Annotated in this window: 30 protein-coding genes; 26 read left to right on the top strand and 4 right to left on the bottom strand. The window is 59.4% G+C overall.

Annotated features, from left to right (window positions below; translation table 11 throughout):
- Positions 1 to 28: 28 nt before the first annotated feature.
- Together ACVTFQ_RS08385 and ACVTFQ_RS08380 are read right to left on the bottom strand one after the other, a co-directional pair.
- Complete coding sequence (locus ACVTFQ_RS08385; protein ID WP_470423798.1) at positions 29 to 2,101, bottom strand: 2Fe-2S iron-sulfur cluster-binding protein; 2,073 nt, start codon at positions 2,099 to 2,101, stop codon at positions 29 to 31.
- 51 nt (positions 2,102 to 2,152) lie between these two features.
- Positions 2,153 to 2,767: a glutathione S-transferase family protein gene (locus ACVTFQ_RS08380; RefSeq protein ID WP_111563601.1), complete on the bottom strand. Its 615-nt coding sequence runs from the start codon at positions 2,765 to 2,767 to the stop codon at positions 2,153 to 2,155.
- A gap of 109 nt (positions 2,768 to 2,876) precedes the next feature.
- On the opposite strand from ACVTFQ_RS08380, the gene ACVTFQ_RS08375 reads away from it, so the two are divergent.
- Positions 2,877 to 3,764, top strand: a complete 888-nt coding sequence (locus ACVTFQ_RS08375) for a LysR family transcriptional regulator (RefSeq protein WP_111563602.1) — start codon at positions 2,877 to 2,879, stop codon at positions 3,762 to 3,764.
- 278 nt (positions 3,765 to 4,042) lie between these two features.
- Positions 4,043 to 4,639: a DUF4145 domain-containing protein gene (locus ACVTFQ_RS08370; RefSeq protein ID WP_112437340.1), complete on the top strand. Its 597-nt coding sequence runs from the start codon at positions 4,043 to 4,045 to the stop codon at positions 4,637 to 4,639.
- Positions 4,640 to 4,803: 164 nt separating this feature from the next.
- Here ACVTFQ_RS08370 and ACVTFQ_RS08365 read toward each other — a convergent pair whose 3' ends face one another.
- Together ACVTFQ_RS08365 and ACVTFQ_RS08360 are read right to left on the bottom strand one after the other, a co-directional pair.
- The gene (locus tag ACVTFQ_RS08365; protein WP_018900063.1) at positions 4,804 to 4,947 is read right to left on the bottom strand and encodes a DUF1127 domain-containing protein; all 144 of its coding nucleotides are present in this window, start codon (positions 4,945 to 4,947) and stop codon (positions 4,804 to 4,806) included.
- Positions 4,948 to 5,256: 309 nt separating this feature from the next.
- Positions 5,257 to 5,400 carry a DUF1127 domain-containing protein gene (locus ACVTFQ_RS08360; protein ID WP_018900062.1) on the bottom strand — a complete coding sequence of 48 codons (144 nt, stop codon included), beginning with the start codon at positions 5,398 to 5,400 and terminating at the stop codon, positions 5,257 to 5,259.
- A gap of 665 nt (positions 5,401 to 6,065) precedes the next feature.
- Between ACVTFQ_RS08360 and ACVTFQ_RS08355 the strand changes: the two genes are divergently transcribed.
- The 24 genes from ACVTFQ_RS08355 (at position 6,066) to ACVTFQ_RS08240 (ending at position 25,947) form a co-directional block, all read left to right on the top strand.
- Positions 6,066 to 7,169, top strand: a complete 1,104-nt coding sequence (locus ACVTFQ_RS08355) for a DUF2157 domain-containing protein (RefSeq protein ID WP_111563604.1) — start codon at positions 6,066 to 6,068, stop codon at positions 7,167 to 7,169.
- Positions 7,166 to 7,759 (top strand): GDYXXLXY domain-containing protein, encoded by a 594-nt coding sequence (locus ACVTFQ_RS08350; protein ID WP_111563605.1) that lies wholly within the window; start codon positions 7,166 to 7,168, stop codon positions 7,757 to 7,759. The genes ACVTFQ_RS08355 and ACVTFQ_RS08350 overlap by 4 nt, the downstream gene beginning before the upstream one ends.
- Before the next feature lie 487 nt (positions 7,760 to 8,246).
- Positions 8,247 to 9,632: a hypothetical protein gene (locus ACVTFQ_RS08345; protein WP_470423797.1), complete on the top strand. Its 1,386-nt coding sequence runs from the start codon at positions 8,247 to 8,249 to the stop codon at positions 9,630 to 9,632.
- A 119-nt stretch (positions 9,633 to 9,751) separates the two neighbouring features.
- On the top strand, positions 9,752 to 11,266 hold the full coding sequence (gene istA / locus ACVTFQ_RS08340; RefSeq protein ID WP_113178755.1) for an IS21 family transposase: 1,515 nt from the start codon (positions 9,752 to 9,754) through the stop codon (positions 11,264 to 11,266).
- Positions 11,263 to 12,105, top strand: coding sequence for an IS21-like element helper ATPase IstB (istB, locus tag ACVTFQ_RS08335; protein ID WP_113178757.1), 843 nt, complete (start codon positions 11,263 to 11,265; stop codon positions 12,103 to 12,105). The genes istA and istB overlap by 4 nt, the downstream gene beginning before the upstream one ends.
- Before the next feature lie 88 nt (positions 12,106 to 12,193).
- The gene (locus ACVTFQ_RS08330) at positions 12,194 to 13,468 is read left to right on the top strand and encodes a DNA-directed RNA polymerase (protein WP_470423796.1); all 1,275 of its coding nucleotides are present in this window, start codon (positions 12,194 to 12,196) and stop codon (positions 13,466 to 13,468) included.
- Positions 13,469 to 13,810: 342 nt separating this feature from the next.
- On the top strand, positions 13,811 to 13,972 hold the full coding sequence (locus ACVTFQ_RS08325; RefSeq protein WP_470423795.1) for a hypothetical protein: 162 nt from the start codon (positions 13,811 to 13,813) through the stop codon (positions 13,970 to 13,972).
- 10 nt (positions 13,973 to 13,982) lie between these two features.
- A complete protein-coding gene (locus tag ACVTFQ_RS08320) occupies positions 13,983 to 14,465 on the top strand; it encodes a DUF7352 domain-containing protein (protein WP_470423794.1) in 483 nt (160 codons plus the stop codon).
- On the top strand, positions 14,462 to 15,127 hold the full coding sequence (locus tag ACVTFQ_RS08315; protein ID WP_470423793.1) for a hypothetical protein: 666 nt from the start codon (positions 14,462 to 14,464) through the stop codon (positions 15,125 to 15,127). The genes ACVTFQ_RS08320 and ACVTFQ_RS08315 overlap by 4 nt, the downstream gene beginning before the upstream one ends.
- A gap of 105 nt (positions 15,128 to 15,232) precedes the next feature.
- Positions 15,233 to 16,078 (top strand): prohibitin family protein, encoded by an 846-nt coding sequence (locus ACVTFQ_RS08310; RefSeq protein WP_470423792.1) that lies wholly within the window; start codon positions 15,233 to 15,235, stop codon positions 16,076 to 16,078.
- Between the two features lie 151 nt (positions 16,079 to 16,229).
- Positions 16,230 to 17,021: a hypothetical protein gene (locus tag ACVTFQ_RS08305; protein WP_470423791.1), complete on the top strand. Its 792-nt coding sequence runs from the start codon at positions 16,230 to 16,232 to the stop codon at positions 17,019 to 17,021.
- 86 nt (positions 17,022 to 17,107) lie between these two features.
- Positions 17,108 to 17,818 (top strand): hypothetical protein, encoded by a 711-nt coding sequence (locus ACVTFQ_RS08300; RefSeq protein WP_470423790.1) that lies wholly within the window; start codon positions 17,108 to 17,110, stop codon positions 17,816 to 17,818.
- Positions 17,815 to 18,225, top strand: coding sequence for an endodeoxyribonuclease (locus ACVTFQ_RS08295; protein WP_470423972.1), 411 nt, complete (start codon positions 17,815 to 17,817; stop codon positions 18,223 to 18,225). Before ACVTFQ_RS08300 ends, ACVTFQ_RS08295 begins: the two co-directional genes overlap by 4 nt.
- Entirely contained in the window at positions 18,218 to 18,853 is a 636-nt protein-coding gene (locus ACVTFQ_RS08290) for an N-acetylmuramoyl-L-alanine amidase (protein ID WP_470423789.1), read from the top strand. Before ACVTFQ_RS08295 ends, ACVTFQ_RS08290 begins: the two co-directional genes overlap by 8 nt.
- A gap of 95 nt (positions 18,854 to 18,948) precedes the next feature.
- A complete protein-coding gene (locus tag ACVTFQ_RS08285; RefSeq protein WP_470423788.1) occupies positions 18,949 to 19,875 on the top strand; it encodes a helix-turn-helix domain-containing protein in 927 nt (308 codons plus the stop codon).
- Positions 19,872 to 20,042 (top strand): hypothetical protein, encoded by a 171-nt coding sequence (locus ACVTFQ_RS08280; protein ID WP_470423787.1) that lies wholly within the window; start codon positions 19,872 to 19,874, stop codon positions 20,040 to 20,042. The genes ACVTFQ_RS08285 and ACVTFQ_RS08280 overlap by 4 nt, the downstream gene beginning before the upstream one ends.
- Positions 20,039 to 20,221, top strand: coding sequence for a hypothetical protein (locus ACVTFQ_RS08275; protein WP_470423786.1), 183 nt, complete (start codon positions 20,039 to 20,041; stop codon positions 20,219 to 20,221). Before ACVTFQ_RS08280 ends, ACVTFQ_RS08275 begins: the two co-directional genes overlap by 4 nt.
- A gap of 162 nt (positions 20,222 to 20,383) precedes the next feature.
- Positions 20,384 to 21,853, top strand: coding sequence for a DnaB-like helicase C-terminal domain-containing protein (locus ACVTFQ_RS08270; protein WP_470423785.1), 1,470 nt, complete (start codon positions 20,384 to 20,386; stop codon positions 21,851 to 21,853).
- 47 nt (positions 21,854 to 21,900) lie between these two features.
- Complete coding sequence (locus ACVTFQ_RS08265; RefSeq protein ID WP_470423784.1) at positions 21,901 to 23,826, top strand: DNA polymerase; 1,926 nt, start codon at positions 21,901 to 21,903, stop codon at positions 23,824 to 23,826.
- 3 nt (positions 23,827 to 23,829) lie between these two features.
- The gene (locus ACVTFQ_RS08260) at positions 23,830 to 24,036 is read left to right on the top strand and encodes a hypothetical protein (RefSeq protein ID WP_470423783.1); all 207 of its coding nucleotides are present in this window, start codon (positions 23,830 to 23,832) and stop codon (positions 24,034 to 24,036) included.
- Positions 24,037 to 24,131: 95 nt separating this feature from the next.
- Positions 24,132 to 24,323 (top strand): hypothetical protein, encoded by a 192-nt coding sequence (locus ACVTFQ_RS08255; protein ID WP_470423782.1) that lies wholly within the window; start codon positions 24,132 to 24,134, stop codon positions 24,321 to 24,323.
- A complete protein-coding gene (locus tag ACVTFQ_RS08250; RefSeq protein WP_470423781.1) occupies positions 24,316 to 25,056 on the top strand; it encodes a hypothetical protein in 741 nt (246 codons plus the stop codon). Before ACVTFQ_RS08255 ends, ACVTFQ_RS08250 begins: the two co-directional genes overlap by 8 nt.
- On the top strand, positions 25,041 to 25,457 hold the full coding sequence (locus ACVTFQ_RS08245) for a hypothetical protein (protein WP_470423780.1): 417 nt from the start codon (positions 25,041 to 25,043) through the stop codon (positions 25,455 to 25,457). Before ACVTFQ_RS08250 ends, ACVTFQ_RS08245 begins: the two co-directional genes overlap by 16 nt.
- 25 nt (positions 25,458 to 25,482) lie before the next feature.
- The gene (locus tag ACVTFQ_RS08240) at positions 25,483 to 25,947 is read left to right on the top strand and encodes a hypothetical protein (RefSeq protein ID WP_470423779.1); all 465 of its coding nucleotides are present in this window, start codon (positions 25,483 to 25,485) and stop codon (positions 25,945 to 25,947) included.
- Positions 25,948 to 26,341: the final 394 nt, after the last annotated feature.

The following is a 26,341-nucleotide window of genomic DNA, read 5'->3' as shown; positions in this document are numbered from 1 at the left end:
GCCGTACCCCGGTCACCCTCACCATTCTCTAGAGATCAAGCTCCAGCCGCGTCTCGCCCTCGGCCGGAACCGCGCAACAGATCAAAGCCTCGTCCTCGGCCACTTCGGCCGTCGGCTCCCTCACATAGGCAACCGCACCCGACAGCACCTTGGTCCGGCAGCTGCCGCAATTGCCGAGCCGGCAGCTGAACTCCGGCTGCAACCCGCGCGCCTCGGCAAGCTCAAGCAATGTGCCGCCCTCGGGCTCCCACCGCGCTTCCTTGGCCGATTGCGTGAAACAGACAGGCACCGCGACATCCGCCGCCGCCCGAGCCTGCACGGAGGCAGCCTCGGCCGAAACGCCACCCGATCGCGCAACCGATGCGACGCCAAACGCCTCGGCATGGATCCTGCCATCCGCGATGTTGAGACCACGCAGCCCGTCATAGACCGACGGCATGAAGCTCGGCGGGCCGCAGAGGTAGAAGTCGTAATCGTTGAACGGCAGCACGGCGCGCAACAGCGCCATGTCGATCCGCCCCTGCGCGTCATAGTCTCGCCCCTCGACCGCACCCGAGACATCCCCAAGCAGCCGGACCAGCCTGACCGCTCCGCCGGAGGCCGCGACCAGCGCACCGATCTCGTCGTCAAAGGCACGCTCGGCCTTGTTGTGCGCGGAATAGAACAGCCACACCGGCCGCATCCCGCGCTTGCGAAACCCCTCGTAGACGACATGCCTGAGCATGGCGAGCAGCGGCGTAATGCCGATACCGGCCGCCAGCATCACCGCCGGCCGCTGCTCCGCCGCATCGATGCCGAACGTGCCGCCAGGCGCGCGCGCCTCGATGATATCGCCGACACTGATGTGGTCGTGCAGATGGCGCGAGACGACACCCTCCCGCTTCACGCTGATGCGGTAGCGGTAGTCGGACGGCGCCACGGACAGCGTATAGGTCCGGATCAGCGGCCGATCTTCGCCCGGTACATTGACGCGTATCGGCAGATATTGCCCGGCCGCATGCGCGATCAGCCCGCCACCATCGACGGGCTCCAGGTGGAACGAGCGGATGCCTGCACTGTCATCGACAATCCGTGCCACCCGCAACGGCCGCCAGCGGCTCGCCATCTCGGCGGCGCTGATGCGCCCGGCCGCCGACTTCCAATCGCCGGTCATCAGCGCGTTCGGCGATTGCCCGTCGGCGCGCGCATTCCACCGCAGCGGCAGCGCATCCGCCCGATAGACGACATGGCGCGGGCGGAAGCGCCAGAGACGTTCCGCACCCTGGAAGGCGGCGATCTCGGGCGAATCCAGGATGACCTCGGCATCACCCGACAATTGCAGCAGGTCGCCGCTGTCGAAGTCGACGAAGACAAGCCCGGCGCGGCCATTGATGAGAATATTGCCGAGCGTATTGAAGAACAGATTGCCGGCGAAGTCGGGGATCGTCAGAACCCCATCCTCGCCGATCCGCACGAAGCCCGGCTTGCCGCCCCGGTGCGAAACATCCACCTGCCGCTCGCCATCGTCACGATCGGCATAGGACGCCACGAAGAACGTGTCCGACTTCGAGATCAGCGCCACCGCCCGCGCATCCAGCACCTCCGAAACGATGGGCAGCACGGCCGAGAAGATTTCAGGCTCGCGGCTGAAGCCGAAATCGCGCAGCTGGATATATTGCGGGCAGTTGCCGTAGGACTGCCCGACAGTCACATCGAAGCGATCCGCCGCCTTGCGTGCGATCGTGCCGTTCAGCCGGTTGCGCCGGCGCGTCTGCAGCTCGATGCCGAGCATGCCGATCGCATCGCCATCCTCCATCCCCCGATCGGCCGGATCGCCGGGCTCGCGCGCAAGCTTGACGCTCAGCGTATGCACATCGGGACTGTCGAGGAACCCAGGATAGTTGGCCCGCAGCGTCGCCCATGCGTCGCCATTGGCGTCCACCGTACCGAGCACGATGAAGGGGAGCTGCGGGTAGAACTGGCGATGCTGGTCGATCAGGTGGTCGCGCAGCACGCGCGCGCCCACATCCTTCATGCGCGCCGCGACGCCGGCTTTTTCCTGCAGGGCAATCTCCCCGTCATGCCACGGGGAAGGCTTTTCAGTCTGCTTCAATGCAAGCATGACATTCTCCTTCGTGGATTTTCAAAGACCGGCGGCGGCGCGTGGCCTGTCTCAGGCCGCGTCGGGAATGCCGATCGCCGTCTTCTGAAATGGCCGGAAGCCGGGCAGCGCTTCCATGCGCTTCAGCCAGGCGCTGACATTGCCGTAGCGGAAGCGATCGACATTCCCCTCCGGCGCGCGGGCGATGTAGCTGTAGAGCGCGACGTCGGCGATCGTCGGCCGATCCGCCGCGATCCATGGCTTGTCCGCCAGTTCCGCATCGATCAGCGCCAGAATGCGGTGCGCGCGTCCGATCACCTCTTCGGTGTCGAAGCTCGCGCCGAACACCGTCACCAGCCGCGCGGCGGCCGGGCCATAGGCGATCTCGCCGGCAGCCACCGAAAGCCAGCGCTGAACGGCAGCGGCGCCCACGGCATCCTCAGGCAGCCAGTCCGGCGCATGCTTCTTGGCGAGGTAGACCAGGATCGCATTCGAATCCGCAAGCACCAGCCCGTTATCATCGAGCACGGGGATCTGCCCGAACGGGTTGAGCGCCAGGAAGGCCGGCTTCTTGTGCTCGCCACCGGCGAGATCGATATCGACAATCTCTGCGTCGATCCCGGCAAGCGAGATGAACAGGCAGGCGCGGTGCGCGTGGCCGGAAAGCGGGTGCGAGTAGAGCTTCATGGAACTGGTCTCCGTTGATATTGCCCGGAAGAATAATTGTTCCTGATTTCGTATGGAATTTCGATTATGAGAAATGGACTGTTTCTCTGAGTGGAATAAAGGCGACGATATGGATCGGCTTCAATGCATGAAAGTCCTGGTGCGGGTCTCTGAGACGGCAAGCTTCGCGGAAGCAGCGCGCCAGTTGCACATGAGCCCGCCCGCCGTCACCCGCGCCGTGGCCTTTCTCGAGGATGCCACCGGCGCGCGTCTCTTCGTGCGCTCGACGCGATCGGTCAATCTGACCGAGGCCGGCCGACGCTATGCCGATGATTGCAAGCGCATCCTGACCGAGATCGACGAAGCCGAGGCTTCCGCCGGCGGCTCGCACGCGACGCCATCAGGCATGCTGACCATCACCGCGCCCGTGCAGTTCGGGCAGCTGCATATCATGCCCGTCATGACCGAGTTTCTCGATATCCATAAGGGCGTGACCGGCCGTGTGCTCTTGTTCGACAGGATCGTCAGCCTGGTGGAGGAGGGGATCGACGTTGCGATCCGCATCGGCCGCCTGCAGGATTCCGACCAGACGGCGATCAAGGTGGGAAGCGTCCGCCGCGTCGTCTGCGGCGCGCCCTACTATTTCGAGCGCCACGGCGAACCGAAGACACCCGCCGATCTCGCCAACCACGCCACCATCGTCAACACCGGCTCGTCCGCACCGCTCGACTGGCACTTCGCCCCCGACGGCGCCGCCGCCACGCTCCATCCGCGCCTCTATTGCAACACGGTCGACGCCGCGATCGCCGCCTCGGTCACCGGCTGGGGACTGTCCCGCCCGCTCTCCTACCAGGTCAGCCGGCACGTCGCCGCCGGCCAGTTGCGTCTGACGCTTCAGGATTACGAGGAACCGCCGCTGCCGATCCACGTCGTTCATGCCGAGGGACGACACGTTTCCGCCAAGACACGGGCCTTCGTGGATTTCGCGGTGGCGAAATTGCGGGCGTTGGAGATGTAGGTGGCGGCTTTGGCGCCCACATGACGCGGAATAGAAAACGGTACCGCGGCGGATGGGTTTTAGGCGCCATAGGCTTGGTGCGTAGAGAGGTACCAGCTTCACCAAATGGAAAAAGGAATAGCTGGCCGGGAAAGACTGATTGATTGGGATATGAGGCTAAATAAAAGTCGTAAACGGACCGTGCTGCACTGGAACTAAAACAAATACTAAGCTTATGTTGACATTAGAAGTTGTAATGACACTCGGATCACGGTCGATCCATTTTTCACGGTTTTGAAATGGTGCGGATTTCTAGACAGTTACAAATCCAAAGGTGCCCTCATTGCTCCGTTGCCACACCCATGATGTACAATGTCTGGGCGTCGGAAAACGCAAAAGGAACAGATAGAGCCGACGATCAGCCGCCGAAAGCATGGGCGCTATATTTGTGCGCAACATGCGGCGGAGGCGTTGTCGTCGAAGGCACCACCGCTTTTCACGACAGCCTAGTGGCAAATGTTTTTCCCGCCCCGCGTATAGCCCATGAAGACGTACCGTCTGTGGCCCGGACATTCCTACAGCAGGCGTTCGACGTGTTGCACGCGCCTGATGCAGCTGCGGTTATGGCAGGTAGTGCAGTCGATGCTATGTTGAAGGCAAAAGGGTACCACGAAGGTAGCCTTTATTCACGCATTGATAAAGCTCGAGAGGATGGCCTGCTTACCCAAGGAATGGCCGAGTGGGCTCATTCCGTTAGACTGGGATCCAATAGACCGCGTCATGCGGATGTCGATCGTCCGCACGTTAATCCCGATGAGGCTAAGCAGTCGGTTGAATTTGCCGAGGCGCTAGGAAGCTTCTTATTCGTCCTTCGGCAAGAATTGAACGCGGGATAGCAGCGGCGGAAACCGCCGAAGCTGCGGCAACGACGTAGTCCATGATGCGTATCTGCGGTCAAAATTAACGCGCGGAATACGCCATTTGTATCGTTTAATCAGTATCTTAAACGCGAAAACGGCGCCGTAAAGGCGCCGTTTTGGGTACTTCAGGCGTTCCGCTATTAGCGGAAAGCGCGCGAAGCGATGTTGTGGATCTGGTAGCGGCTTACGCCGATGTCGGCGAGGGCCTGGTTGGAGAGGCTGCCGAGTTCGCTAAGGGTACGGCGGTAGCTAATCCAGCTCTTTGCAATGCGGATCGGGTTCATGGGGTAGTTCCTCAAGATCAGTTCAGTGAGCGGCGCGATTGCCGTCTCAGTGGTTGACGCTGATATAGGTTATCCCGGTCATATTGTGCAGTGCATTTATTAGGCTCCTGCCATGCAATTGTGCAATACGATGCACAGATAAAGCGCAACTGTCACTTTTTGAGCAGGCGGAATACTGGGCTTTGGCGCAACCCAGGCGTTAATGATAGGTTAAGACAAAAGAAAACGCCCGTTGCCGGGTGGCAGCGGGCGTCTTGGTGAGGCGATTGGCTTGGGAGGAAGCGAACCGCCCTGAGATCAGCGAAGATATTAGCGAACGGCGTCGCGAGCAACGCGCTGGATGTCGGCGCGGTCGATGCCGAGATCGTGCAATTCGCGGTTGGTCATGCGGCCGAGTTCGGTAACCGTCTGACGATACTTGCGCCAGTTGTTGAAAGAGCGAGAAATGTTCATGTTGGTCCCCTTTCCGAGGGCTTGCGTCTGCCAGCTGCCGCCTATCGGCGCTGACCTCTATTTGATGAGCTGAATATATATTGCACTGCGAAGAGCTAACAGAGACAAGAATTCAACGCACATATGCAGCCGCTGCATTTCTCAAGCTGTAAATCGCACGATTTGGCCACGTTCTGGTCAATCAATAGGCAAAATGAGCAATCCAGCGGCGTCTGCGCGCATGAGCCGCCCTGCGGAGGATAAAACGAAGACGCCCACCGGATGCGCAATCCGGCGGGCGTCCATACGTATGACCGGCAACGGGGAGGAGGATGTTGCAGGTCGATCGGGGTGTTTGGAGGGGAGGATAGATCCAAATCCCGATCATGACGGCGGAAATCATATCCGAAGGCGTCCGGTAATCCGGTCCGGGTACATCCCGGCTGCGCGCATGCTCAATGGTTTTGAGTGAAGAGTGCGATGCAGTATCTTGGCCGTCTCCATGCGCAATATGCATGGCATGACGTAGCGTAAGAGCAAAGTCTTGCCGGGCGATTAACAGCCGCTCCGAAATGGTCTGTGAAGGAAATAACACGGAGCCGTTTCCTCAATCGTCAAACCACGTCTATAAGGTTGAAAATGAGGCGCGCCGGAGGGCTGTTTGCGCGCGATTTGCGGGGTAGGGCATGTATCGCGGACGTCTGGAGAGGGATTTGTCGCAGTGGGTCGGCAAGGGGTTGCTCACCGAGCAAACCGCCGAGGCGCTGCTCAAGGAATATGACGGACGACCGGCAAGCTTCAGTCTCGGCAATGTGCTGATGATCCTCGCCGCCATCCTGCTCGGCGCAGCCATTCTGCTGGTCGTCGCGTCCAATTGGGAGGCGATACCGCGCCTCGTCAGGATGTTCTTCATCCTTGCGCTGATCTGGTCGGTCCATCTCGGCGCCGGTGCTGCCCTTGTCCGCGGCCAGATCGCCGCCGCCAACGCGCTCCTCGTCATCGGCACACTCACCTTCGGCGGCGCCATCTCGCTGGTCGGGCAGATGTATCATCTGTCGGGTGACGAGCAGACGGTCATGTATCTGTGGTTCGTTATGGCCGTGGTCTCGGCCGTGCTGTTCCGCTCGGGCGTGGTGTCGGGCGTGGCGGGCTTCCTCGCCTGGGGCAGCTTCGGTCTCTATCTCAGCGGCTCCGACATGCGCCTGATGACGCTCGGTTCCTGGGCGGCGCCCGTCATGGCGGCAATCGTCGTGGCCTTGGTGCGCTACACCGGCGCCGGCCGCGTGCGCCATCTGGCCTATCTGCTGCTGCTTGGCTGGCTCGCCTGGCTCTACACGCTGAATTCCGACCTGTGGCTGGCGCTGATCTATGTCATCGGCGGCATGGCGGTCTTCATCCTGGTCAGCCTGCCGGTGGCGCGCCTGTCCTCGCTGATCAGGGGCGCCGGTGCCGCACCTGCCTTCTATTCCTTCCTGCTTGCCGTCACTGGCCTGTTCCTGCTGCATGTCGAGCTCGATGCCAGCAAATGGGTTCTCCCGCTCGGCGTCGTCACGCTCGCCGCCTCCGTGCTGGCGATTGCGCTGCAGGGGCGTGACAACGGCGCCGTCCGCTATCTGGCCTACACGGTCTTCGCCGTCGAAATCCTCTATCTCGGCTCGGTGACGGTCGGTTCCATCCTCGGCACCTCCGGGCTCTTCCTCTGCTCCGGCCTGTTCGTCGCTGCCGTTGCATGGATTGTCATCCGTCTCGAACGACGATTTGCCGGCAAGGCCAGGGAGGCGATTCAATGAGCATATTCTCCTTCAAGGGCTATTCGAAACGCCGCTGCGTCACCGCCGCCGTCACCGTGGCGCTGCTGCAGACGGCCGTGCTCGGCTATATCGTTCAGAGCCGCGCATCCGTCCTGCGCAATGGAACGCAGGTGCTGTTGAAGACCGCGCCCGTCGATCCGCGTGACTTCCTGCGCGGCGATTACGTGGTGCTGAACTACGACATCTCCTCCGTGCCCGTCTCCTCGATATCGGGCGCCATGCCGAAGGAGGCCGCCGAGCGCAGCCTCTGGGTGCGCCTGAAGCCGGGCGAGGGCGGTTTCTGGCAGATCGCCGAATCATCCTTCGACAAGCTCCCACCAGCCGACGGTACGGCCGTCTTGCACACCCAGCCCTTCTATAGCTACGGTGAGACCTCGCAGGCCGAAACCATCCGTGTCGAGTACGGGATCGAGCGCTATTATGTTCCGGAAGGCGCCGGACATGCGCTGGAAGAGGCGCGCCGTGATGGCCAGGTGTCGATTGCTGCAAGCGTTGGCGCCAATGGCATGGCGCAGATCAAAAGCCTGCTGGTGGATGGCAAGCCGGCCTATGAGGAGCCGCTTTACTGAGTTTGACCGGTTGCGGGCGCAAGTCCGCGCGGTGGCGGGAAAAATCGCTGTCATTTGACCTTCATTTTTCCTTTGCCTCCTCCAAATCGGGTGATATAGAGACGCCGCGCTCCGGAAGGCCTCATGTGCAGGCATATGCATGCGGTTTTTGAGAACGCGGGTATGGTGAAATTGGTAGACACGCCAGATTTAGGTTCAACCTAGAACGTAATTCACCCAGCCATTTATCTTCCTCAGATGAGTAAAAGAGCCTCGGGAAACCGGGGCTTTTCTTTCGCTTCAATACATTCACCAATCCATGTATTGACGAGGGGGAAGATTAGATATGCCACACCATGTGTCATTTACCACGCACTTAGAGGCGTGACACTGACCGATCCCTCTCGTCGTCGCGGATTACCACGCACTTAAGCAAAGCCCCGAAGAACGGCCCCTTAGAGGGGACCGAACGGGAGCCTTTGGACCACGCAACGACGAGGACCATAGAATGACCTTCCACGACTCCATCATTGAAAGCCCCCTGTTCGAACGTCAGCTTGAGCTGGAACAGGAGATGAGAACCTCAGGTATCCAAAGGTTCAGAAAGAACATCGAGAAGGCTGCCGAGAAGGGGCAGATGACTTCGACCATGGCAGTGAACCGTCTCGTCACTGAGGCGCACAATCGCATGGTCGCTGGGGTCAACGAGTTCATCGCAGCAGCCAAGACCGGCGCTGGTCGTAGACACACGGCATTGAAGTTCGTTGAGAAACTCGATGTCGATACGGTCGCCAACATCACGGCCCGTGTAGTCCTCGACGAACTAACCCGTAAGTCCAATCTGACCAAGACCGCCCTGGCTATCGGCGCGATGCTGGAGAACGAGTTCAATTCCCGCATGTTCGAAGCGGAGATGCCGAAGGCCCACAAGAAGTTCTTGAAGAAGGCCAATGGCGAGACGCTTGATCGTCGTCGGTGGTCGCACCTGCTTTACCCAGCCCGCATGCTCGGCGTTGAGCTGGAAGAATGGTGCGAGAAAGACCGGCTTCTCGTCGGTCTGAAGCTGGTGGACATCTTCATTGAGAAGACTGGTCTGGTCGAGAAGCAGGACGTTCAGTCGGCCCGCTTTGGTACCCTTCAGTTGCTCGTCGCCAATGAGACCACCATGAAGTGGATGGAGGCTGAAAACAGCAGGCTCGAACACCTGTTCCCGATCTTCATGCCGACCATCGTGCCCCCGAAGCCGTGGACCTCTCCTTTCGAGGGTGGCTACTACACGGCCTTTCGTCGCCTGCGCTTGGTCAAGACCCACAACACCCAGTATCTCGAAGAGCTGGCCAACCGTGATTTGACCGAGGTCTACGAAGCGATCAATGCGCTTCAGGACACCGCATGGGCGATCAACTCCCCGGTCCTCGACGTGATCAGGACGCTCTACGAAACAGGGTCGGGTGCTGGCGGGCTGCCGCAGGCTGACAAAATCCCACTTCCCCCGAAACCGAGCTGGCTGCCGTCAGGTGACGAAAAGATGTCGGTCGAGGACATGACGGTCGAACAGAAGGAGGACTTCAAGGACTGGAAGACGGCGACCCACCGTGTCCACAAAGACAACGCCATGATCCAAGGCCGTCGGGCTGTATTCCTCCGCACGATCGGTGTAGCCGAGAAGTTCAAAGACGAGGAGGCGTTCTACTACCCCCACACCCTCGACTGGCGTGGCCGTGCCTACCCGCTGCCGCTGTATCTAACCCCTCAGGGCAACGATCTCCAGCGTGGTCTGCTCACCTTCGCCAATGCCGTGCCAATTGCGGACGAGGAAGATGCGCTGCCGCGCGACGATCAACGTGGAATTCGAGCGACAATCAGGATGGGACTTTGCGGGTGGTGGGCGTAACGGAGTGAGGGCGTAGCCCGATCGAAGTTATGCCCACCACCCGTGGCGCAAATTCAGGCATGCCTTGCGCCTGTGATCGCGGTCAATCTGGCGATTTTCCATAACCGGAGAATCACTTTGTGCCAGGTCGCCATGTAAACGATCATCAAATGAGGCTTTTCATGAAGTTACGTCAAAATCATTCCGTCACGGTTGCTGCCGCAAAAGCCGAGATCGGCCGCACGACAGCTTTCCGGATCGAGAAGGATCCGCGTCTGCCATCTCAAAAAACAAAACCGCGAGAGCGCCGGCGTCCGGATCCACTGGCCCATATCTTTGACGCCGAGATCGTGCCGCTGCTTCAGGCTGCGCCCGGAATACGGGCGGTGGCGATATTCGAGGAGATGTTGCGCCGCCACCCGGAGCTTGGGGACGGCATTCGTCGGACGATGGAGCGGCGCATTCGCTCCTGGCGCGCTGTGCATGGCGCAGAGCAGGAGGTCATCTTCCGGCAGGTTCACGAGCCCGGCCGGTTGGGCCTTTCGGATTTCACCAACATGGATAGTCTGGAGGTCACGATCGCCGGCCAGTTGCTCGATCATCTCCTGTATCACTTCCGCCTTGCCTATTCCGGCTTCGAACATGGTCATGTCATCCTCGGCGGCGAGAGCTTTGTCGCCCTGGCGGAAGGGCTACAAAACGCCCTGTGGTCCCTTGGCGGCGCGCCGCATGACCATCGCAGCGACAGCCTGTCGGCGGCGTTCCGCAACCTGACTGCCGACGAGCAGGAGGATCTGACGCGTCGATACGAGGAACTTTGCGCTCACTATCACATGAAGCCAACGCGCAATAACAAAGGCATCGCCCACGAGAACGGCTCGATCGAGAGCGTGCACGGGCATATCAAGGCAGAGATCCGTGATGCGCTGCTCATGCGCGGCAGCAACGACTTCGACGATCTTGCCGCCTACCGTGCCTTCATCGATGAGATCGTTAGCCGCCGCAATGCACACAATCTCAAGCGTATCGAGGCAGAAAGACCTCATCTTCAGGACCTGCCGCAGCGCAGGACGACAGACTTCGAGGAGGTGGTTGTCAGGGTGATGCGCACCGGCGGCTTCTCGCTGCGCAAAGTCTTCTACAGTGTGCCTTCCCGCTTGATCGGTCATCGGCTACGGGTGCGCCTCTTCGATGACCGACTTGATGTGTTCGTCGGCGGCACCTATCTCATGACGCTTTCCCGAGGGCGGGGACATCCAGATGGTCGCCACAGCCAGGTCGTCAATTACCGGCACGTCATTCACTCGCTCCGTCAGAAGCCGATGGCGCTATTGCGGCTCGTCTACCGAGACCAGCTCTTCCCGAGGCTGGAATATCGGCAAACCTTCGAGGTCTTGCTGGAGCGGCTGACCGACAAGCAGGCCTGCAAGACCATGGTCGAGATCCTGGCGCTGGCCCATGAGCGAACCTGCGAACGCGAACTGGCCGAGCAACTGGCCAGAACGTTGGATGCCGGCGAGCTTCCCGATATGGCTGAGTTGCGAAAGCACTTTGCGCCCGACCCCGCCGCCTTACCCGTCGTCTCCGTCCATCTGGCACCGCTAAGCGGCTACGAGGTCCTTGTCAGCGCCGACCAGGTGGGAGAACGCGCATGACCAATCCCAATGATATCGATGCTGGCCGTCTGAGCATTATGTTGAACGAGCTTCGCTTGCCGGCGATCAAGATGCTTTGGGCAGACTTTGCCCAACAGGCCGACAGAGAGGGTTGGCCCGCGGCCCGCTTCCTATCGATTATCGCCGAGCATGAGCTTGCCGAACGTGACAGACGCAGGATCGAACGCCATCTGTCCGAGGCCAGGTTGCCGCCGGGCAAAACGCTCGACAGCTTTGCCTTCGACGCCGTGCCGATGATCTCCAAAGCGCAGATCATGGCGATGACGGCGGGAGATAGCTGGCTGGCGAAGGGGGCTAATGTTCTCATGTTCGGGCCGCCGGGGGGCGGTAAAAGCCATCTTGCGGCAGCCATCGGCTTGGCGCTGGTCGAGAACGGCTGGCGCGTGCTCTTCACCAGGACGACGGATCTCGTTCAAAAGCTCCAGGTCGCGCGACGCGAACTGCAACTGGAATCCGCCATCAACAAGCTCGACAAGTTCGATCTGCTTATCCTCGACGATCTTGCCTATGTCGCAAAGGATCAGGCTGAGACCAGCGTCCTCTTCGAGCTCATCTCGGCACGCTATGAGCGGCGATCTATCCTGCTGACCGCAAATCAGCCCTTTGGCGAATGGAACAAAGTTTTTCCAGATCCCGCCATGACGCTCGCCGCGGTGGATCGCCTCGTTCATCACGCCACGATCTTCGAGATGAACGTCGAGAGCTACCGTCGCCGCTCAGCTATGGAGGCAAAACGGCAACGCGGGCGGCCTCCAATCTACGCGACAATCAACGAGGCTACACAGATTGACGCTCCGCGACAATTAGAAGAGCAATGACCGCTTGCCAGCGTCAATCACGCTGCTAAACTCCCACTGTCCGCGACACAACAGTCCCATCTAGATTGTCGCGCGAGTTCCTTCCAGATTGCCGCGCTATAATGCGCAGTGGCTGGCAATCCATGGGGCAGGGTGCTGGGGCTACGACAAGGTTAGTCTGCTGGCCCGCTACTACTGGGTCTTAGAGAACGAAGCCCAGATCATCGCCTCGGCTGAGAACCCCTACGACAACCGCTTCTGGATGGGAGCCGACAAGGGTGAAAAGAAGTGGCAGTTCCTTGCTTTCTGCTTTGAGTGGGCAGCACTGCGCCGTGAAGGCTACGGCTACATGTCCTCTCTGCCTATCCAGATGGATGGCACCTGCAACGGCCTGCAGAATTTCTCTGCGATGCTGCTTGATGAAGTCGGTGGCGCTGCGGTCAATCTCATCCCTGCCGATGAGCCGCAGGACATCTATCAGCGCGTCTGCGATATCGTCTGCGAACAGCTCGCCCGCGATCTCGACAGTGCCGCAATGGTGTCGATCAAGGGCAAGTCTGACAACGGTGTGGAGTTTGAGCGCGTAGTCTGCTCGGTCTCCGAGTTGGCTGCTGGCTGGCTACCGAAGATGGGCCGCAAGGTCACCAAGCGTCCAGTCATGACGCTGGCCTACGGTGCCCGTAAGTTCGGCTTCGTGTCTCAGGTAGACGAGGACACCATCGGGCCATGGCGTAACGCTGAGCCTGAGAGCTACCCGTTCATCAGCCAGGGCGATGATGGTAAGCCGCTCGACTACGGCTACAAGGCGGCTCAGTACATGGGCGGTCTGATCTGGGACAGCGTAGGCGAGGTGGTAGTGAAGGCGAGGGAGGCCATGGACTGGCTTCAGGCTGCCTCTCAGGTCGCCTCGAAGGAAGGCCTTCCGATCAACTGGACCACGCCTGTAGGCTTCCTCGTTCAGCAGGCCTATCGGGTGCCTAACACGAAGCGGGTGATCACCACTTTCAACTCGCAGCGTATCGACCTCACCTATCAGAACGGGGTTGGCAAGATTGACAGTCGCCGTCAGGCGTCTGGCATCAGTCCCAACTGGGTCCACTCACTCGACGCCTCGCACCTGATGAAGACCATCGGTCGGTGCAAGAGGGAGGGGATCACATCATTCTCAATGATCCACGACAGTTATGGCACCCACGCAGGCAACGCATGGGCCATGGCACGGTACCTTAGGGAGGAGTTTGTCCATATGTATGCCTCAGTGGATGTATTGGGCAGGTTCAAGGAGGAACTGGAACGACAGACAGGCGAGACGCTTCCCGATCTCCCAGCCAAGGGCAACCTCGATCTCAATCAGGTTCTGGAGAGCGAGTTTTTCTTCGCCTGAATGCATGGATAGGTGAATGCAATATCGATCAAGGTGATCCCTCTCGGGGGATTACCACGCACTTAAGCAAATCCAACGGTGACCCATGAAAGACACCCCGACAACCAGTGAAGTTTCGCTCCTTGCCAACGAGGTGAAGGATGCCCGTGCCGATCTCTCGAAGCTCCGCACCTACGGCCACGCAGTCCGCGTTCAGCGGGCTGTCAAAGCGATGAACCGCAAAGCGGACCTCATCAGGCAGACGTTCGCTGTCCTCTAGCGGCAGCCCGCAGCCCATTACCACGCACTTAAGCAAATAGCTCAACGCCGCCTCAGCGCGGCCCATCAAGCAGGTCTCAGAACATGAACAACTCCGACGCCAACACGGCTCAGAGCGCACTCGGTCGCGCCATCGCTCTCTGGAATACCGGACGCGAAATCTCCTTCCAGCACGGCCAAGAGCTGCGCGAAGACGGCTACGATGTAGCTGCCCTCCGTCGCTTCCACTTCAAGCTTCCTTACTGAGGGCATCGACATGAAAGTTAAGTGCATTGATGACGTGCCTGGGCTGACCCTCGGCAAGGTCTATGAAGTCGTAAAGTCCAGCCACGATTGCCACTACGTCAAAGGCCATGGGCTTGACGGTGGTTTCGGCTACTTCATGCACCGCTTCGAGGTCGTCGAGGAAGCCCCTCAGGCTGACCAGTGGGACGCCTCTCGTGGCCCCAAGATGGCCGACCCCAAGGGCAAGGCAATCCTCAAGTACCAGATGCCGGTGCTGGAGCAGTTCGAAATGAAGCTGCCGCGTGGCGCTGAGATCATCCGCATGGAAGATCAGGGCGGCATGTTCTGGCTGTGGGCCGTGGTCGATACCCGTGTCCCTGATGAGACGAGAAAGTTCCGAGCGTTCAAGACCGGAGCATCCATCCCCGACAACTTCAACGGCAAGTACGCAGGCTTCTGCAAAATCCATGTGCAGCAGGAGCTGGGCCTTTACATCTTCGAGGACCGAGCATGATCAAGTTGACCCCTGCGATCTACGGTGCAACTCCCAAGGACTTGGGCTGCATCGAGCTGGACACCAGCGAAATGATGTTCTGGCTTTACCTCCCGGTGAAGATGCCGAAGCAAGACCATGAGGTTCTGCCCAAGCAGCTCGAAAAGTTCATGCCCATTCTCGATGCGGTCGCTTGCGATCTGATCGGGAGCGAGCCTGGACGGTGGGACCGGAGCTACATCTACCTCTCGGTCAAGATCACTCACGTAACCCCAGACGCCCCCGGCAATCGCCCCGGTTGGCACAGTGACGGCTTCCTCACGGATGACCTGAACTACATCTGGGCTGACCGCAACCCGACCGAAGTTTGGGTCAACGACACGGGCGTACGTGTTTGGGAAGACCACAACAAGAGCTTGGACGACTTCACCGAATACGCTGAGCGGTGGCACCAGAATGGTCGTCGCCACTTGGAAGTCAACCACCTGTACCGCCTAGACCAGACAGTCATCCATCGGGTGTCACCGAACGTCGAGAGTGGCAAGCGGGCGTTCATCAAGGTCTCCGTCTCCGACAAGCCTTACGTCCAGCTCGGCAACTCCATCAACCACGATCTGCCTGCACACCCGTTGCCTTCACTGGAGCGGAAGGCTGAACGCAACTGCCCACAGGGGAACGCATGATCCTCGCAGCTCTCATCGGTCGCTTCGTCATCGCGGCCCTCATCATCGCTGGCATCTATGCCGCCTACAAGTTCGTCAACGACGCATCCAAGGAAAGCAAGTCCAATGACCGGTAAACTCATCGCTCTCGGCGCAGCAGCGCTCGTCATCGCAGTCACCTCTTTCGGTTCCTTCTTCGTCGTCGATCAGGGCGAGCGCGGCATCGTCGTCCGCAGTGGTAAGGTCACGGCAGTCCATGACGCTGGCCTCTATTACAAGATGCCGTTCATCGACAGCGTCGAGACCATCGACATCCGCTCGAAGGCCAAGCAGTACGAAAGCATCAGCGTCATCACGTCTGACCAGCAGGTCGCCTCGCTGGACCTGTCCTTCAACTACTCGATCCCCGGTGACAAGGCCGGTCTGGTCTACACCGAGTACGGCAATGAGGATAACCTCATCAACCGTCTGGTCGAGCGCCAGTTGATGGCCCAGGTGCGCAACGTCTTCGGTTCCTACAACGCCCAGCGTTCGGTGACCGAGCGAGCAAAGCTCTCCAGCGAAATCCAGTTGGCAGTTCAGAACTCGGTTGGTGGTCCAGTGACCATCGAGACCGTGCAGATCGAGAACGTCGCATTCTCCAAGGCCTACAACGACAAGATCGAGGAGCGCATGAGCGCCGAGATCGCTGTCCAGAAGGTGGCACAGGATGCACTGAAGGCGAAGCAGACCGCACTCATCACCGTCACCGAAGCTCAGGCTGAGGCAGACAGTGTTCGTGCCCGTGCTGAAGCCACTGCCACCGCAGTCAAGCTGGCCGGTGAAGCTGAAGCCACGGCAATCAAAGCCAAGGGCGATGCTCTCCGCGAGAACCCCGGCCTCGTTGCCCTCACGGCAGCCGAGAAGTGGGACGGCAAGCTGCCCTCCACGATGGTCCCCGGCGCTGCCCTTCCGTTCGTGAACGTGAAGTAATGCCCGAAGCTCTCCTCGGTTTCGTCATCCTCGTGAGCGTCTTCATGGCGCTCGCTCTCCCCATCGCGTTTCTGGCCTCCCGCATGGGCCAGAACATGAAGCCCTAAATTTCCCGCTGCTTATCAGCACTCAACATCTGAGAGAAATCATCATGTTCCGTGAAGCATTCACCACCATCTCGAAGACAGGCCTCGGCAACCAGATCGTCAAGATCAGCCTCGCTACCATGAACGTTAAGAGCTACATGAACCTGATCGTTGAAGGTGGCACGACCCGCTTCGACAGTGTCACGCTCTCCCCTGAAGACGCGATCAAGCTCCGCGACAATCTCGTCAAGGCGTACCCAATCGAAGCCGCCAAGCCGTCCAAGTACAAGGTCGGTGACAAGGTGATCTACCGCGCCATCGTCGGCTACGCTGTTCGTGGCATGGATGGCCGCAAGGGAACCGTAAAGGCGGTCAAGGCGAACGAATGGTATGACGTGGACTTCGGCCACTCGCTGGGCCAGCTCGTCCCGGTTCACTCCGACTACCTCACGGTCGCTGAAGAGCCGCGTGCGATCCAAGCCGGTGACAAAGTCCGTCGCATCAATACCTCGTGGGGTAAGGTCAAGAAGGGTGAAATCTATACGGTCGAACGTGCCGGTCACTCGATTGATCTGGTGGGCATGGGCACCGGCTACAGCACGGGCAACTTCGAGCTGGTCTCAGAGCTGCCGGGGAACGCTGGTCCGGTCGCCGGTCGCTACATCGTGGCTGCCCTCGAAGGCTCCACCTATGCCCCGAACGCCAAGCCTTACGTCCACCTCACGGACGTTGCAGCGAACACCGAAGCTGAGCGCCTGGCCAAGGAACACGGCGGTACCTTCCACGTCTTCAAGGCAACCTTCGAAGCTTCCCGTGAGAAGCCGGTGATCCCTCCGGTCAAGACGACCAAGCTTTAACCTAATCTATCCACACGTGGATATTTCCCAGCCCCTTCGCCATGCCGGTGAGGGGGCTTTTTTCTTTCCCAAAGCAGGACTTTCAAATGGCAGAACGCAAGAAGAACCCGTCGCTCACTTCCCCTCGTGGCCCCTTCAAGTTCCCGAAGCTCGACAAGATCGACTACGGCACGAAGGAATACCCGAAGCCGAACGGCGAGTTCTCCACCAAGCTGGTACTGGAGGCTGACGCCCCGGCTACCAAGGCCTTCATCGCTGCCCTGATGCCGCACTATCAGGAAGCCATGGCGGAGGCTGCGGCCAAGTTCAAGGAACTCAAGGTCGAGACCCGCAAGAAGCTCGGCAAGGTCACCGAGAACGATCTCTTCACTACCCTCTACGATCAGGAAACCGAGCAGCCGACCGGCTATATCGAGTTCAAGTTCGCGATGGCTGCAAGCGGCGAGCGCACGGACAAGACGAAGTGGTCGGCCAAGCCCGCGATCTTCGACGCCAAGGGCAAGCCGATGGTCAAGGTACCGGAGATTTGGTCGGGCACCGAAGGCAAGATTTCCTTCGAATGCCAGCCGTACTTCATCCCAGGCACCGGCGCTGCTGGCCTCAAGCTGAAGCTCAAGGGCGCTCAGGTTATCGAGCTGGTCTCTGGTGGTCAGCGCTCCGCATCGAGCTACGGCTTCGGTGCTGAAGATGGCTACGAATACGAAGAGCCGACTGCTGACGAAAGCGCTGGCGAGTTCGGTGATGAGAGCGGTGAAGACACCTCGTCGAAGACGATTGACGAGGAGATTCCCTTCTGACCTTCCGCACAACCTCCGCATCGCTGCGGCTGGTAGGCATTCGAGAAGGCTTCCGATCTGGCCTTGAAGACAAGGTAGGCGACCAGCTCAAGGCGCAGGGCATTGACCCACGCTACGAGCAGGTCGTCATCCCTTACATCAAGCCAGAGCGGAAGGCGAAGTACACCCCAGACTTCCAGCTCCCGAACGGTATCTTCATTGAAACCAAGGGGCGCTTCGTCACTGAAGATCGGCAGAAGCATCTGCTGATCAAGGCGCAGCACCCCGAGCTGGACATCCGGTTCGTCTTCTCGAACCCCAAGGCCCGCATCTCCAAGACCTCCCAGACAACCTACGCCGACTGGTGCGAGAAGCATGGCTTCAAGTACGCGGCGAAAACCATCCCCCAGGAATGGATCGATGAGTAGCATCTACACGATCCGCAAATCGACAGACTATCTGGTCGTCCACTGCGCAGCCACGCCTCCGACATGGAACGGCGGGGCCAAAGAAATTCGCCAGTGGCACCGAGACAAAGGCTGGATCGATATCGGATATCACTTTGTCATCCGCCGCGATGGCACGGTCGAGACCGGTCGCCCCGAGAATACCGTGGGCGCACACGTCGAGAACCACAATTCCAACTCCATCGGTATCTGCCTCGTCGGCGGTGTCGATGAAAAGCTCAAGGCTCAGAACAACTTCACCCCGGCCCAGTTCGCTGCGTTGGCTGAGAAGCTGCGTGAGCTGAAGGCCAAGTACCCGAACGTCACCGTTCAGGGACACCGAGACTTCCCCGGTGTGAAGAAGGACTGCCCCTCGTTCGATACCCGCAAGTGGATCGCTGAGGCAGGCGTCTTCACCGAGACTGCTGAGCCGATCAAGCTCGACAACGATGGTCTCGTCATCCGCGCAGTCGAGGTGACCAGCGCAAACCCGACACTCTTCAGCCTCGCCAAACGCTTTGGCTACACGGCTGCCGAGCTGCAGAAGGCCAACCCTCTTGTTGACCCGACCCAGCTCAAAGTTGGCCAGCTCATCCGCCTTCCGGACTGAGATTACCACGCACTTAAGCATGACCTCCGCTGCCCTCACGGTTCCCTGCCGTGGGGGCTTTTTCGTTTTTACGACCTCAACATCTGAGAGATCACATGAACACTTTCAAAGTGGGCGACCGAGTTCGCCACTATAACACCCCCGCGTTCGGTCTTGGCACCGTGAAGGGTTTCAGCCCCAAGCACCCTGAGCTGCTCGTCGTCGAGTTCGATAACCCGACAGGAGCTGACCACGATGGTGATGGCCTTGGTCGTTACAATCATTGCTGGCGCACCTCTATGCTGAGCGCATTCATCAAGGTAGCTGAGTCAGCTCCGCAGCCGGTCCCCGCCAAGCCAGCCATCAAGGTCTTCGTCGGTTCGCACGTTCGTCACCTCGAACACCCCGAGTACGGCAACGGTCGCGTCCGCTTCCTGCACCCGAACGGTACCTCGCTGGCTGTCGAGTTCGAGAACGCAACGAACCTTGACCACGACTGCGCTGGCCACACGAAGGTCAACCACGGTCGCTGGACGAAGGCATCGAGCCTTAAGCTGATCAACCCGTTTAAGGTTGGTGACACGGTGCAGATGTGCGCCCTGCAAGATCGCCTTACGGGGTGGGCTGGTGCCATCTGGTACGTTGACGAGTTCGCCGAGAAGATCGGGACGATCATCGCTGTCTACCATGACTGCGTGGATGTTCGGGCAACGGTAGGCGGTCAGCCTATGAACCAGTTCCTCCACTGGAATGACCTCACTCTGGTCAAGGTCGATCCCGTCGAGGCTGTCCGCAAGGCAACCCCGAAGGTCCGCTCTTTCCAGCCAGGAAGCCAGTGCGACCGTATCGTCAAGTACCTGCTCGCTGGCAACTCGATCACCCCGATCAAGGCACGTCAGCTCTTCGGTGCTGAACGCCTCGCAGCTCGCATCCTCGAAATCCGTCAGGCCGGTCACAAGGTGGTTGCCACCATCAAGACTGACCTGAACGGCAAGGTCTATGGCGAGTACACGCTCCGCAATGTCGGGAGGGTCTGGGCATGAACCAGAAGCTCATCGGCTACATCGCCTGGGACTTCGCAGAAGACCGACCCATGAACGGCACCCGTCGCTTCAAGGTCTGGACCACCGAACTGCAGGCTGCTCGGGAAATCCCGAAGGGCAGCAACCGCTATGGCGTAAAGCCGGTCTTCGTTGAGGTGGCCGCATGAAAGCTGCCATTCACTTCCTCCTCGACTTCCTGAATATCGCCGGTCTGGGCATCCTCGCAGCTCTCGTAGCGTCCTCCACGGGCGCTGCGTTCGTGGCCTTCGGGCCGCTAGTGGGTTCCGTTGTCGCGTTCTTTTGGATCGCGGTCGGCGTCTCCTACGAGAGATCGGAGCGGCTCTAGCGCATGCAATCAGACAGCTCCTTCGTTCGCAAGGAGCCATGCCCGAAATGCGGTTCAAGGGACAACCTTGGCCGCTACTCGGACGGCCACGGCCACTGCTTCGGCTGTGACTACTACGAGCCGGGAGATGGCTCCGACCCTCAACCTTCAAGGAAATCAAAGATGTCGCGAGACCTTATCTCGGGCGGGGAATACCGCGCCCTATCGAAGCGTGGCATCACTGAAGAGACCTGCCGCAAGTTCGGCTACCAGATCGGTCACTTCAAGGACCAGCTCGTCCACATCGCCCCGTACTATGACGAGGATGGGAACATCACGTCACAGAAGGTGCGCTTTGCCGACAAGACCTTCACGGTCACCGGCAACATGAAGCCTGCGCTCCTGTTCGGTCAGAACCTCTGGAGTGGTGGAGGCCGCAAGGTCGTGATCACCGAAGGCGAGATCGACGCGATGTCGGTCAGCCAGATGCAGGGCAACAAGTGGCCGGTCGTGTCAATCCAGAATGGCGCACAGTCCGCAAAGAAGGCTCTCGCAGCGCAGCTCGAATGGCTCACTACCTTCGAAGAAGTCGTCCTCATGTTTGACATGGACGAGCCTGGGCGAATTGCGACAGCCGAGTGTGCTGCTCTCTTTCCTCCTGGTAAATGCAAGATCGCCCGCCTGTCTGACAAAGACCCCAACGCTCTGCTCATGGCAGGGAAGGGGGACGAGATCATCACCGCGATCTGGCAAGCGCAGACCTACCGGCCCGATGGGATTGTGTCCTTCAAGGATATCAAAGAGGCAGCCCGCAAGCCCGTCGAGATGGGCCTCCGCTGGTTCTCTGACAAGCTCACGAAGCTGACCTATGGTCGCCGCTTTGGTGAGGTATACGCCTTCGGCGCAGGCACGGGTATCGGCAAGACAGACTTCCTCACCCAGCAGATCACCTTCGATGTCACCGAGCTGGGACAAAAGGTCGGCGTGTTCTTCCTTGAGCAAGGCCCGACCGAAACAGCCAAGCGCCTCGCAGGTAAGTTCGCTGGTCACAGGTTCCACGTTCCTGATGAGGGCTGGACCCAGACCGAACTGGACGATGCCCTCGACAAGTTAGATCAAGGAATGCTGTTCTTCTACGACAGCTTCGGCGCGACTGACTGGAACGTCATCCGCGAAACCATCCGCTTCCTCGTCCATAACGAGGATGTTCGTGTCTTCTACATCGACCACCTCACAGCCCTCGCGGCTGCCGAGGAGAAAGAGAAGGAGGCGCTGGAGAAGATCATGGCTGAGATGGCGTCTCTGGCCAAGGAGCTGAAGATCATCATCCACCTCGTGTCTCACCTTGCCACACCGGAAGGGAAGCCACACGAAGAGGGTGGTCGTGTCATGATCAGGCACTTCAAAGGCAGCCGCGCAATCGGCTTCTGGTGCCACTACATGTTCGGCCTCGAACGTGACCAGCAGCATGAGGATGAGCGTCTCCGTTCGGTGACAACCTTCCGTGTGCTGAAGGATCGATATACGGGGCAGGCCACCGGGGAGATCATCTACCTCGGCTATGAGCGAGAGACCGGCAGGCTCTACGAAGCCAGCATCGACTTTGCAGACGAGACTGACTCGGACTTCAAGGACGAGAGCGCCCCGTTTTAACCAAACCTATCCACAGGTGAATATGTCACTCCAGCGAGAGGACGACTATGGCTCGTTACATCTTTGACTGCGAGACCGATGGGCTACTGGACACCCTCACAAGGGTCCACTCATTGGTCCAGCGAGACCTCGACAGTGGTTTCACGATCTCCGCCACCCCGAACGACTACGGCTCGGTTGATCCTACGATCATCACCGACTGGACCGTCGAGGAGGCGTTACATGCCTTGATGCACGCCGATGAGATCATCGGTCACAACATCATCAAGTTCGACATCCCGGCATTGCAGAAGGTGTTCCCGTGGTTCCAGCCGAAAGGCAAGATCACCGACACCTTGATCTGCTCCCGCTTGATCTGGTCCGACATCTCCGACCACGATCTGAAGCAGGTACGTAAAGGCTATCCCGGCAAGCTGGTGGGTTCCCACTCCCTGAAGGCATGGGGCTACCGCCTCGGTGTTCTGAAGGGTGAGTTCGGTGAGACAACCGACTGGCTTCATTGGAACCCTGAAATGCAGACCTACTGCGAGCAGGACGTTGAAGTCACTGCGGAGTTGTACGCCCGCATCCAAAAGAAAGAGCCGACTGAGAAGTCCCTCTGGATCGAACACGAGTTCGCCAAGATCATCGCCATGCAGGAGCGCCATGGCTTCGCCTTCGACGAGGGTGAGGCCGTCAAGCTCTACAACCAGCTCGTCAAGCGGCGGCTGGACATTGCCATTGAGCTGCAGGTCGCGTTTCCTCCGGTAGAGAAGACCGAGGTGTTCATCCCCAAGGTGAACAACAAGTCCCGAGGCTACGTTAAGGGCGAGCCGTTCACGAAGAAGTGGATGGTCGAGTTTAACCCATCCTCCCGGCAGATGATCGCAGATCGATTACAGGCCATGGGGTGGGTGCCTCAGGAGTTCACTCCATCTGGCCAGCCTAAGATCGACGAAACGATCCTCCAGGCATTGCCCTACGCTCAGTCGAAGGTGCTGGCCGAACACTTCCTCGTCGAGAAACGCATCGGTCAGTTGGCCGAGGGTGATCAGGCGTGGCTCAAGTCCATCAAGAAAGGACGCATCCATGGCTCCGTCAATACGAACGGGGCGGTCACTGGTCGCTGCACTCACAGCCGCCCGAACGTGGCTCAGGTGCCGAAAGTGGGAAGCCCTTACGGTGCTGAATGCCGCGCTCTATTCACCACAACCGCCCGCTGGATTTTGGTTGGTGCGGATTTGTCTGGCTTGGAGCTACGGTGCCTCGCCCATTTCATGGCCCTCTTCGACGGCGGTGAATACGGACGCATCGTCCTCGACGGTGACATCCACACGGTAAACCAGAATGCTGCTGGATTGCCGACCCGAGACAACGCCAAGACGTTCATCTACGCCTTCCTCTATGGGGCAGGCGATCAGAAGATCGGCAGCATCGTTGCGCCTGATGCATCCCCTGAGGAGCAGAAGCGCATCGGCAAGAAGCTTAAGCGACAGTTCCTTGCGAAGACCCCGGCACTGCGCCGCCTTCGTGAAGTCGTCGAGCTGAAGGTTCTCGGGTTCATCCCGAAGGCTCGCCCGCTGATGGTCAACCCTTCATACGAGGGGATGTGGCGTCAGGACAGCGCCAAGCAGTGGTGGTTCAAGGCAGGCGCGGGTGGAGTTCTCACCGGCCTCGACGGACGCAAGCTGAACGTTCGGTCGTCTCACTCAGCACTGAACACGCTCCTCCAGTCTGCCGGGGCGCTGATCTCGAAGGTCGCAATGATCTTGGCGTATCAGGAACTATCCACCCGTGGATATGTGTTCGGCAAAGACTACGCCTTCGTGGCGCACATCCACGACGAAATCCAGACCGAATGCCGCCCCGAGCTGGCTGAGGAGATTGGCAAGATCGTCGTCCAGGGGATGCGCGATGCGGGCACCTACTTCGCCTTCGGTTGCCCAATCGACGGTGAGTTCAAGATCGGCACCAACTGGAAGGAAACCCATTGAGCCATGATCGAAATCCTCAAACAGGCCCATGAGGCCCCCTTCAAAACCAAATCGAACTTTGCCCGTGAGAACGCTGATCTGATCGCCATGGCGGCCAGTGACGGCTTCATCACGACCCGCGTGGCCACCGGTCTCTACTCCCGCAAGTGGATGATCACGCCCCTCGGTCTCTCCCACTACTACGCCCTCACAGGATTGAACCATGACTGAGCGCCAATCCGCAGCGGTCTCTGTCGCGATCATCGCGCTGCTCGCCACCCTCATCGTCATGCGCATCACTAGCTGGTGCCTCTAAGGAGAACAAAATGAAACGCTGGGTCACCTTCGGTTCTACCGAAAGCGGCGACAACATCACCCCGATTATCTGGGATGAGCAGCCGCCTCGCCACGTTGTTGATGATGCCTACCGGGAACTCTATCCCGACGAGTATCGCTACTGCGATGGCGTGAACTGGACTGCCGCAGAAGCGGAGGAGGGCGTCATCCTTCATGACTAGAACCCTCCTGATTGACGCAGACGTGGTTGCCTACGAGGCAGCTTCGTCCTGCGAGGTCGCCACCCACTGGGGTGACGGCTACTGGACTTGGCACGTCGATGAGAACGCGGTGAAGACCAAGGTCACCGACATGATCGAAAGCATCATGGACAACCTCGACGGTGACGACTGCAAGCTCTGCCTGACCGACAGCGAGGGCAACTTCCGCAAGTCCGTTCTGGGTACCTACAAGGGTAACCGCGTCAACGTGAAGAAGCCGCTTGTCCTCAAGCAGGTCAAGCAGTGGATGATCGACGAGCTTGGTGCTTACTTCCGCCCCGGCCTCGAAGGTGACGACTGCATGGGCATCCTTGCCACCGTGAAGTCCCCGAACGAGCGCGTCATCGTTTCCATCGACAAGGACATGAAGACGATCCCCGGTCTCTTCTGCCGCCCCCTCAACGGCAGCTTCGAGATCGAAGAGATCAGCGAGGCTGAGGCCGACTACTGGCACCTCTACCAGACACTGACCGGTGACACCACGGACGGCTACTCAGGCTGCCCTGGCATCGGCCCGAAGAAGGCTGAGGCGATCCTCAACGGCGTGGCCGATTGGGACGCTGTGGTGGCCACCTACGAGAAAGCCAAGCTCACCGAAACCGATGCGCTGGTGCAGGCACAAGTGGCCCGCATCCTCCGCGCGTCTGACTATGACTTCAAGAAGAAGGAACCCATTCTGTGGACACCAAACTGAAAGTAGGGGATGTCGTCATCTCAAAGGAACACGGCGAAGACATCCGCATCGGCGGTCGCTACCTGATCATTGGGATTGATGGGAGCGGCTACATCCAGTTCCGCGATGATGACAACGACGTTCGCAGTCGCAATCCCAAGGACTACGAGCTGGCACCAGCAGCAGAGCAGCCGAAGGTCGTGTCTGACGGCTCCTCGACGGACTACTACCAGCTCCCAGCGAACTCGACCGATCTCCTCGATCTGATCGACCACAAGCGAATGACGTTTGGTCTCGGCAACATCTTCAAGGCCTGCTACCGGCTGGGCGAGAAGAGCGGGACCGATGCCGCCTATGACCTCCGCAAGATCATCTTCTTCGCCACCCGTGAGCTTGCTCGGGTCGAGAAGGCTTCCGCTTAACTATTTAAATCCACAGGTGAATTAAATGATCAAGAAGTTCCTTACTGGCTTCCAGCTCCTCGCAGTCGCGTGCCTCTCGGTGATGCTCGTTGGCGTCTCGCTCGCTGAGGCTGCCTCCTTCGGCGGCTTCCGTGGTGGCAGCAGCTTCCGCAGCTCGTCGTTCTCGCGATCCTATTCGCGCCCGAGCTACAGCTATAGCCGCCCTTCGACATCGTACTCGCGACCATCGTCGAGCTACAGCCGACCGTCCACGACTTACAACTCCTACTCCTCGACGACCGTTAACCGCTCCGGTGGCGGCGGCTTCATGAGCAGCATGTTCGGCTCCATCGCAGGCTATGGCATCGCGCAGTGGCTCTTTGGCGACGACAAGCCTGTAGAACAGGCACCGGCTCCAGCGGCCCCTACCGTAGTTGCCCCAGCCTGTGTTCCGACTGCCGAGAAGCCGTGCCCAGTGGCTCCAGCCGTGGAAGCCCCGAAGGCCCAGTGACCAATCTGCAAGACCACACAAACGAAAACCTACCGAGCAACTTGAAGGTCTCCCGCAAGGGGGACCAGCTCGTGCTGCAGACCAGAACTGCGACCATCAGCCTAGATTTCAAACGTCGAGACGAGGTGGTCGAAGCTATCAAATCCTTGGGGTGATCAGCTCTCCCCAAGGGCCGGATAATTACCACGCACTTTAGAATAACCGAGATGGCCAAAGATCAAGATCATTTCCCCCATGTCCCTAAAGACCTCGCAGAGGCTCTCGATAAAAGGTTCCCTGAGAGGACGCCCTCATTAAAATCCTCCTTGGATGAGATCAGATGGATGGGCGGTGAGAGAGCTGTCGTGAGGTTCATCCTCGAACAGTATCGTCGTCAGAATGAGACGGTGATCAA

The sequence above is a fragment of the Rhizobium sp. O111 genome, from assembly GCF_055616315.1.
This window is presented reverse-complemented; position numbering and strand designations above follow the sequence as displayed.

Excerpts from the sequence above, each read along its gene's own strand:
- ACVTFQ_RS08385 (WP_470423798.1), bottom strand. The coding sequence starts at position 2,101 with ATGCTTGCATTGAAGCAGACTGAAAAGCCTTCCCCGTGGCATGACGGG.
- ACVTFQ_RS08380 (WP_111563601.1), bottom strand. The coding sequence starts at position 2,767 with ATGAAGCTCTACTCGCACCCGCTTTCCGGCCACGCGCACCGCGCCTGC.
- ACVTFQ_RS08375 (WP_111563602.1), top strand. The coding sequence starts at position 2,877 with ATGGATCGGCTTCAATGCATGAAAGTCCTGGTGCGGGTCTCTGAGACG.
- ACVTFQ_RS08370 (WP_112437340.1), top strand. The coding sequence starts at position 4,043 with ATGGTGCGGATTTCTAGACAGTTACAAATCCAAAGGTGCCCTCATTGC.
- ACVTFQ_RS08365 (WP_018900063.1), bottom strand. The coding sequence starts at position 4,947 with ATGAACCCGATCCGCATTGCAAAGAGCTGGATTAGCTACCGCCGTACC.
- ACVTFQ_RS08360 (WP_018900062.1), bottom strand. The coding sequence starts at position 5,400 with ATGAACATTTCTCGCTCTTTCAACAACTGGCGCAAGTATCGTCAGACG.
- ACVTFQ_RS08355 (WP_111563604.1), top strand. The coding sequence starts at position 6,066 with ATGTATCGCGGACGTCTGGAGAGGGATTTGTCGCAGTGGGTCGGCAAG.
- ACVTFQ_RS08350 (WP_111563605.1), top strand. The coding sequence starts at position 7,166 with ATGAGCATATTCTCCTTCAAGGGCTATTCGAAACGCCGCTGCGTCACC.
- ACVTFQ_RS08345 (WP_470423797.1), top strand. The coding sequence starts at position 8,247 with ATGACCTTCCACGACTCCATCATTGAAAGCCCCCTGTTCGAACGTCAG.
- istB (WP_113178757.1), top strand. The coding sequence starts at position 11,263 with ATGACCAATCCCAATGATATCGATGCTGGCCGTCTGAGCATTATGTTG.
- ACVTFQ_RS08325 (WP_470423795.1), top strand. The coding sequence starts at position 13,811 with ATGAACAACTCCGACGCCAACACGGCTCAGAGCGCACTCGGTCGCGCC.
- ACVTFQ_RS08320 (WP_470423794.1), top strand. The coding sequence starts at position 13,983 with ATGAAAGTTAAGTGCATTGATGACGTGCCTGGGCTGACCCTCGGCAAG.
- ACVTFQ_RS08315 (WP_470423793.1), top strand. The coding sequence starts at position 14,462 with ATGATCAAGTTGACCCCTGCGATCTACGGTGCAACTCCCAAGGACTTG.
- ACVTFQ_RS08310 (WP_470423792.1), top strand. The coding sequence starts at position 15,233 with ATGACCGGTAAACTCATCGCTCTCGGCGCAGCAGCGCTCGTCATCGCA.
- ACVTFQ_RS08305 (WP_470423791.1), top strand. The coding sequence starts at position 16,230 with ATGTTCCGTGAAGCATTCACCACCATCTCGAAGACAGGCCTCGGCAAC.
- ACVTFQ_RS08300 (WP_470423790.1), top strand. The coding sequence starts at position 17,108 with ATGGCAGAACGCAAGAAGAACCCGTCGCTCACTTCCCCTCGTGGCCCC.
- ACVTFQ_RS08290 (WP_470423789.1), top strand. The coding sequence starts at position 18,218 with ATGAGTAGCATCTACACGATCCGCAAATCGACAGACTATCTGGTCGTC.
- ACVTFQ_RS08285 (WP_470423788.1), top strand. The coding sequence starts at position 18,949 with ATGAACACTTTCAAAGTGGGCGACCGAGTTCGCCACTATAACACCCCC.
- ACVTFQ_RS08280 (WP_470423787.1), top strand. The coding sequence starts at position 19,872 with ATGAACCAGAAGCTCATCGGCTACATCGCCTGGGACTTCGCAGAAGAC.
- ACVTFQ_RS08275 (WP_470423786.1), top strand. The coding sequence starts at position 20,039 with ATGAAAGCTGCCATTCACTTCCTCCTCGACTTCCTGAATATCGCCGGT.
- ACVTFQ_RS08270 (WP_470423785.1), top strand. The coding sequence starts at position 20,384 with ATGTCGCGAGACCTTATCTCGGGCGGGGAATACCGCGCCCTATCGAAG.
- ACVTFQ_RS08265 (WP_470423784.1), top strand. The coding sequence starts at position 21,901 with ATGGCTCGTTACATCTTTGACTGCGAGACCGATGGGCTACTGGACACC.
- ACVTFQ_RS08260 (WP_470423783.1), top strand. The coding sequence starts at position 23,830 with ATGATCGAAATCCTCAAACAGGCCCATGAGGCCCCCTTCAAAACCAAA.
- ACVTFQ_RS08255 (WP_470423782.1), top strand. The coding sequence starts at position 24,132 with ATGAAACGCTGGGTCACCTTCGGTTCTACCGAAAGCGGCGACAACATC.
- ACVTFQ_RS08250 (WP_470423781.1), top strand. The coding sequence starts at position 24,316 with ATGACTAGAACCCTCCTGATTGACGCAGACGTGGTTGCCTACGAGGCA.
- ACVTFQ_RS08240 (WP_470423779.1), top strand. The coding sequence starts at position 25,483 with ATGATCAAGAAGTTCCTTACTGGCTTCCAGCTCCTCGCAGTCGCGTGC.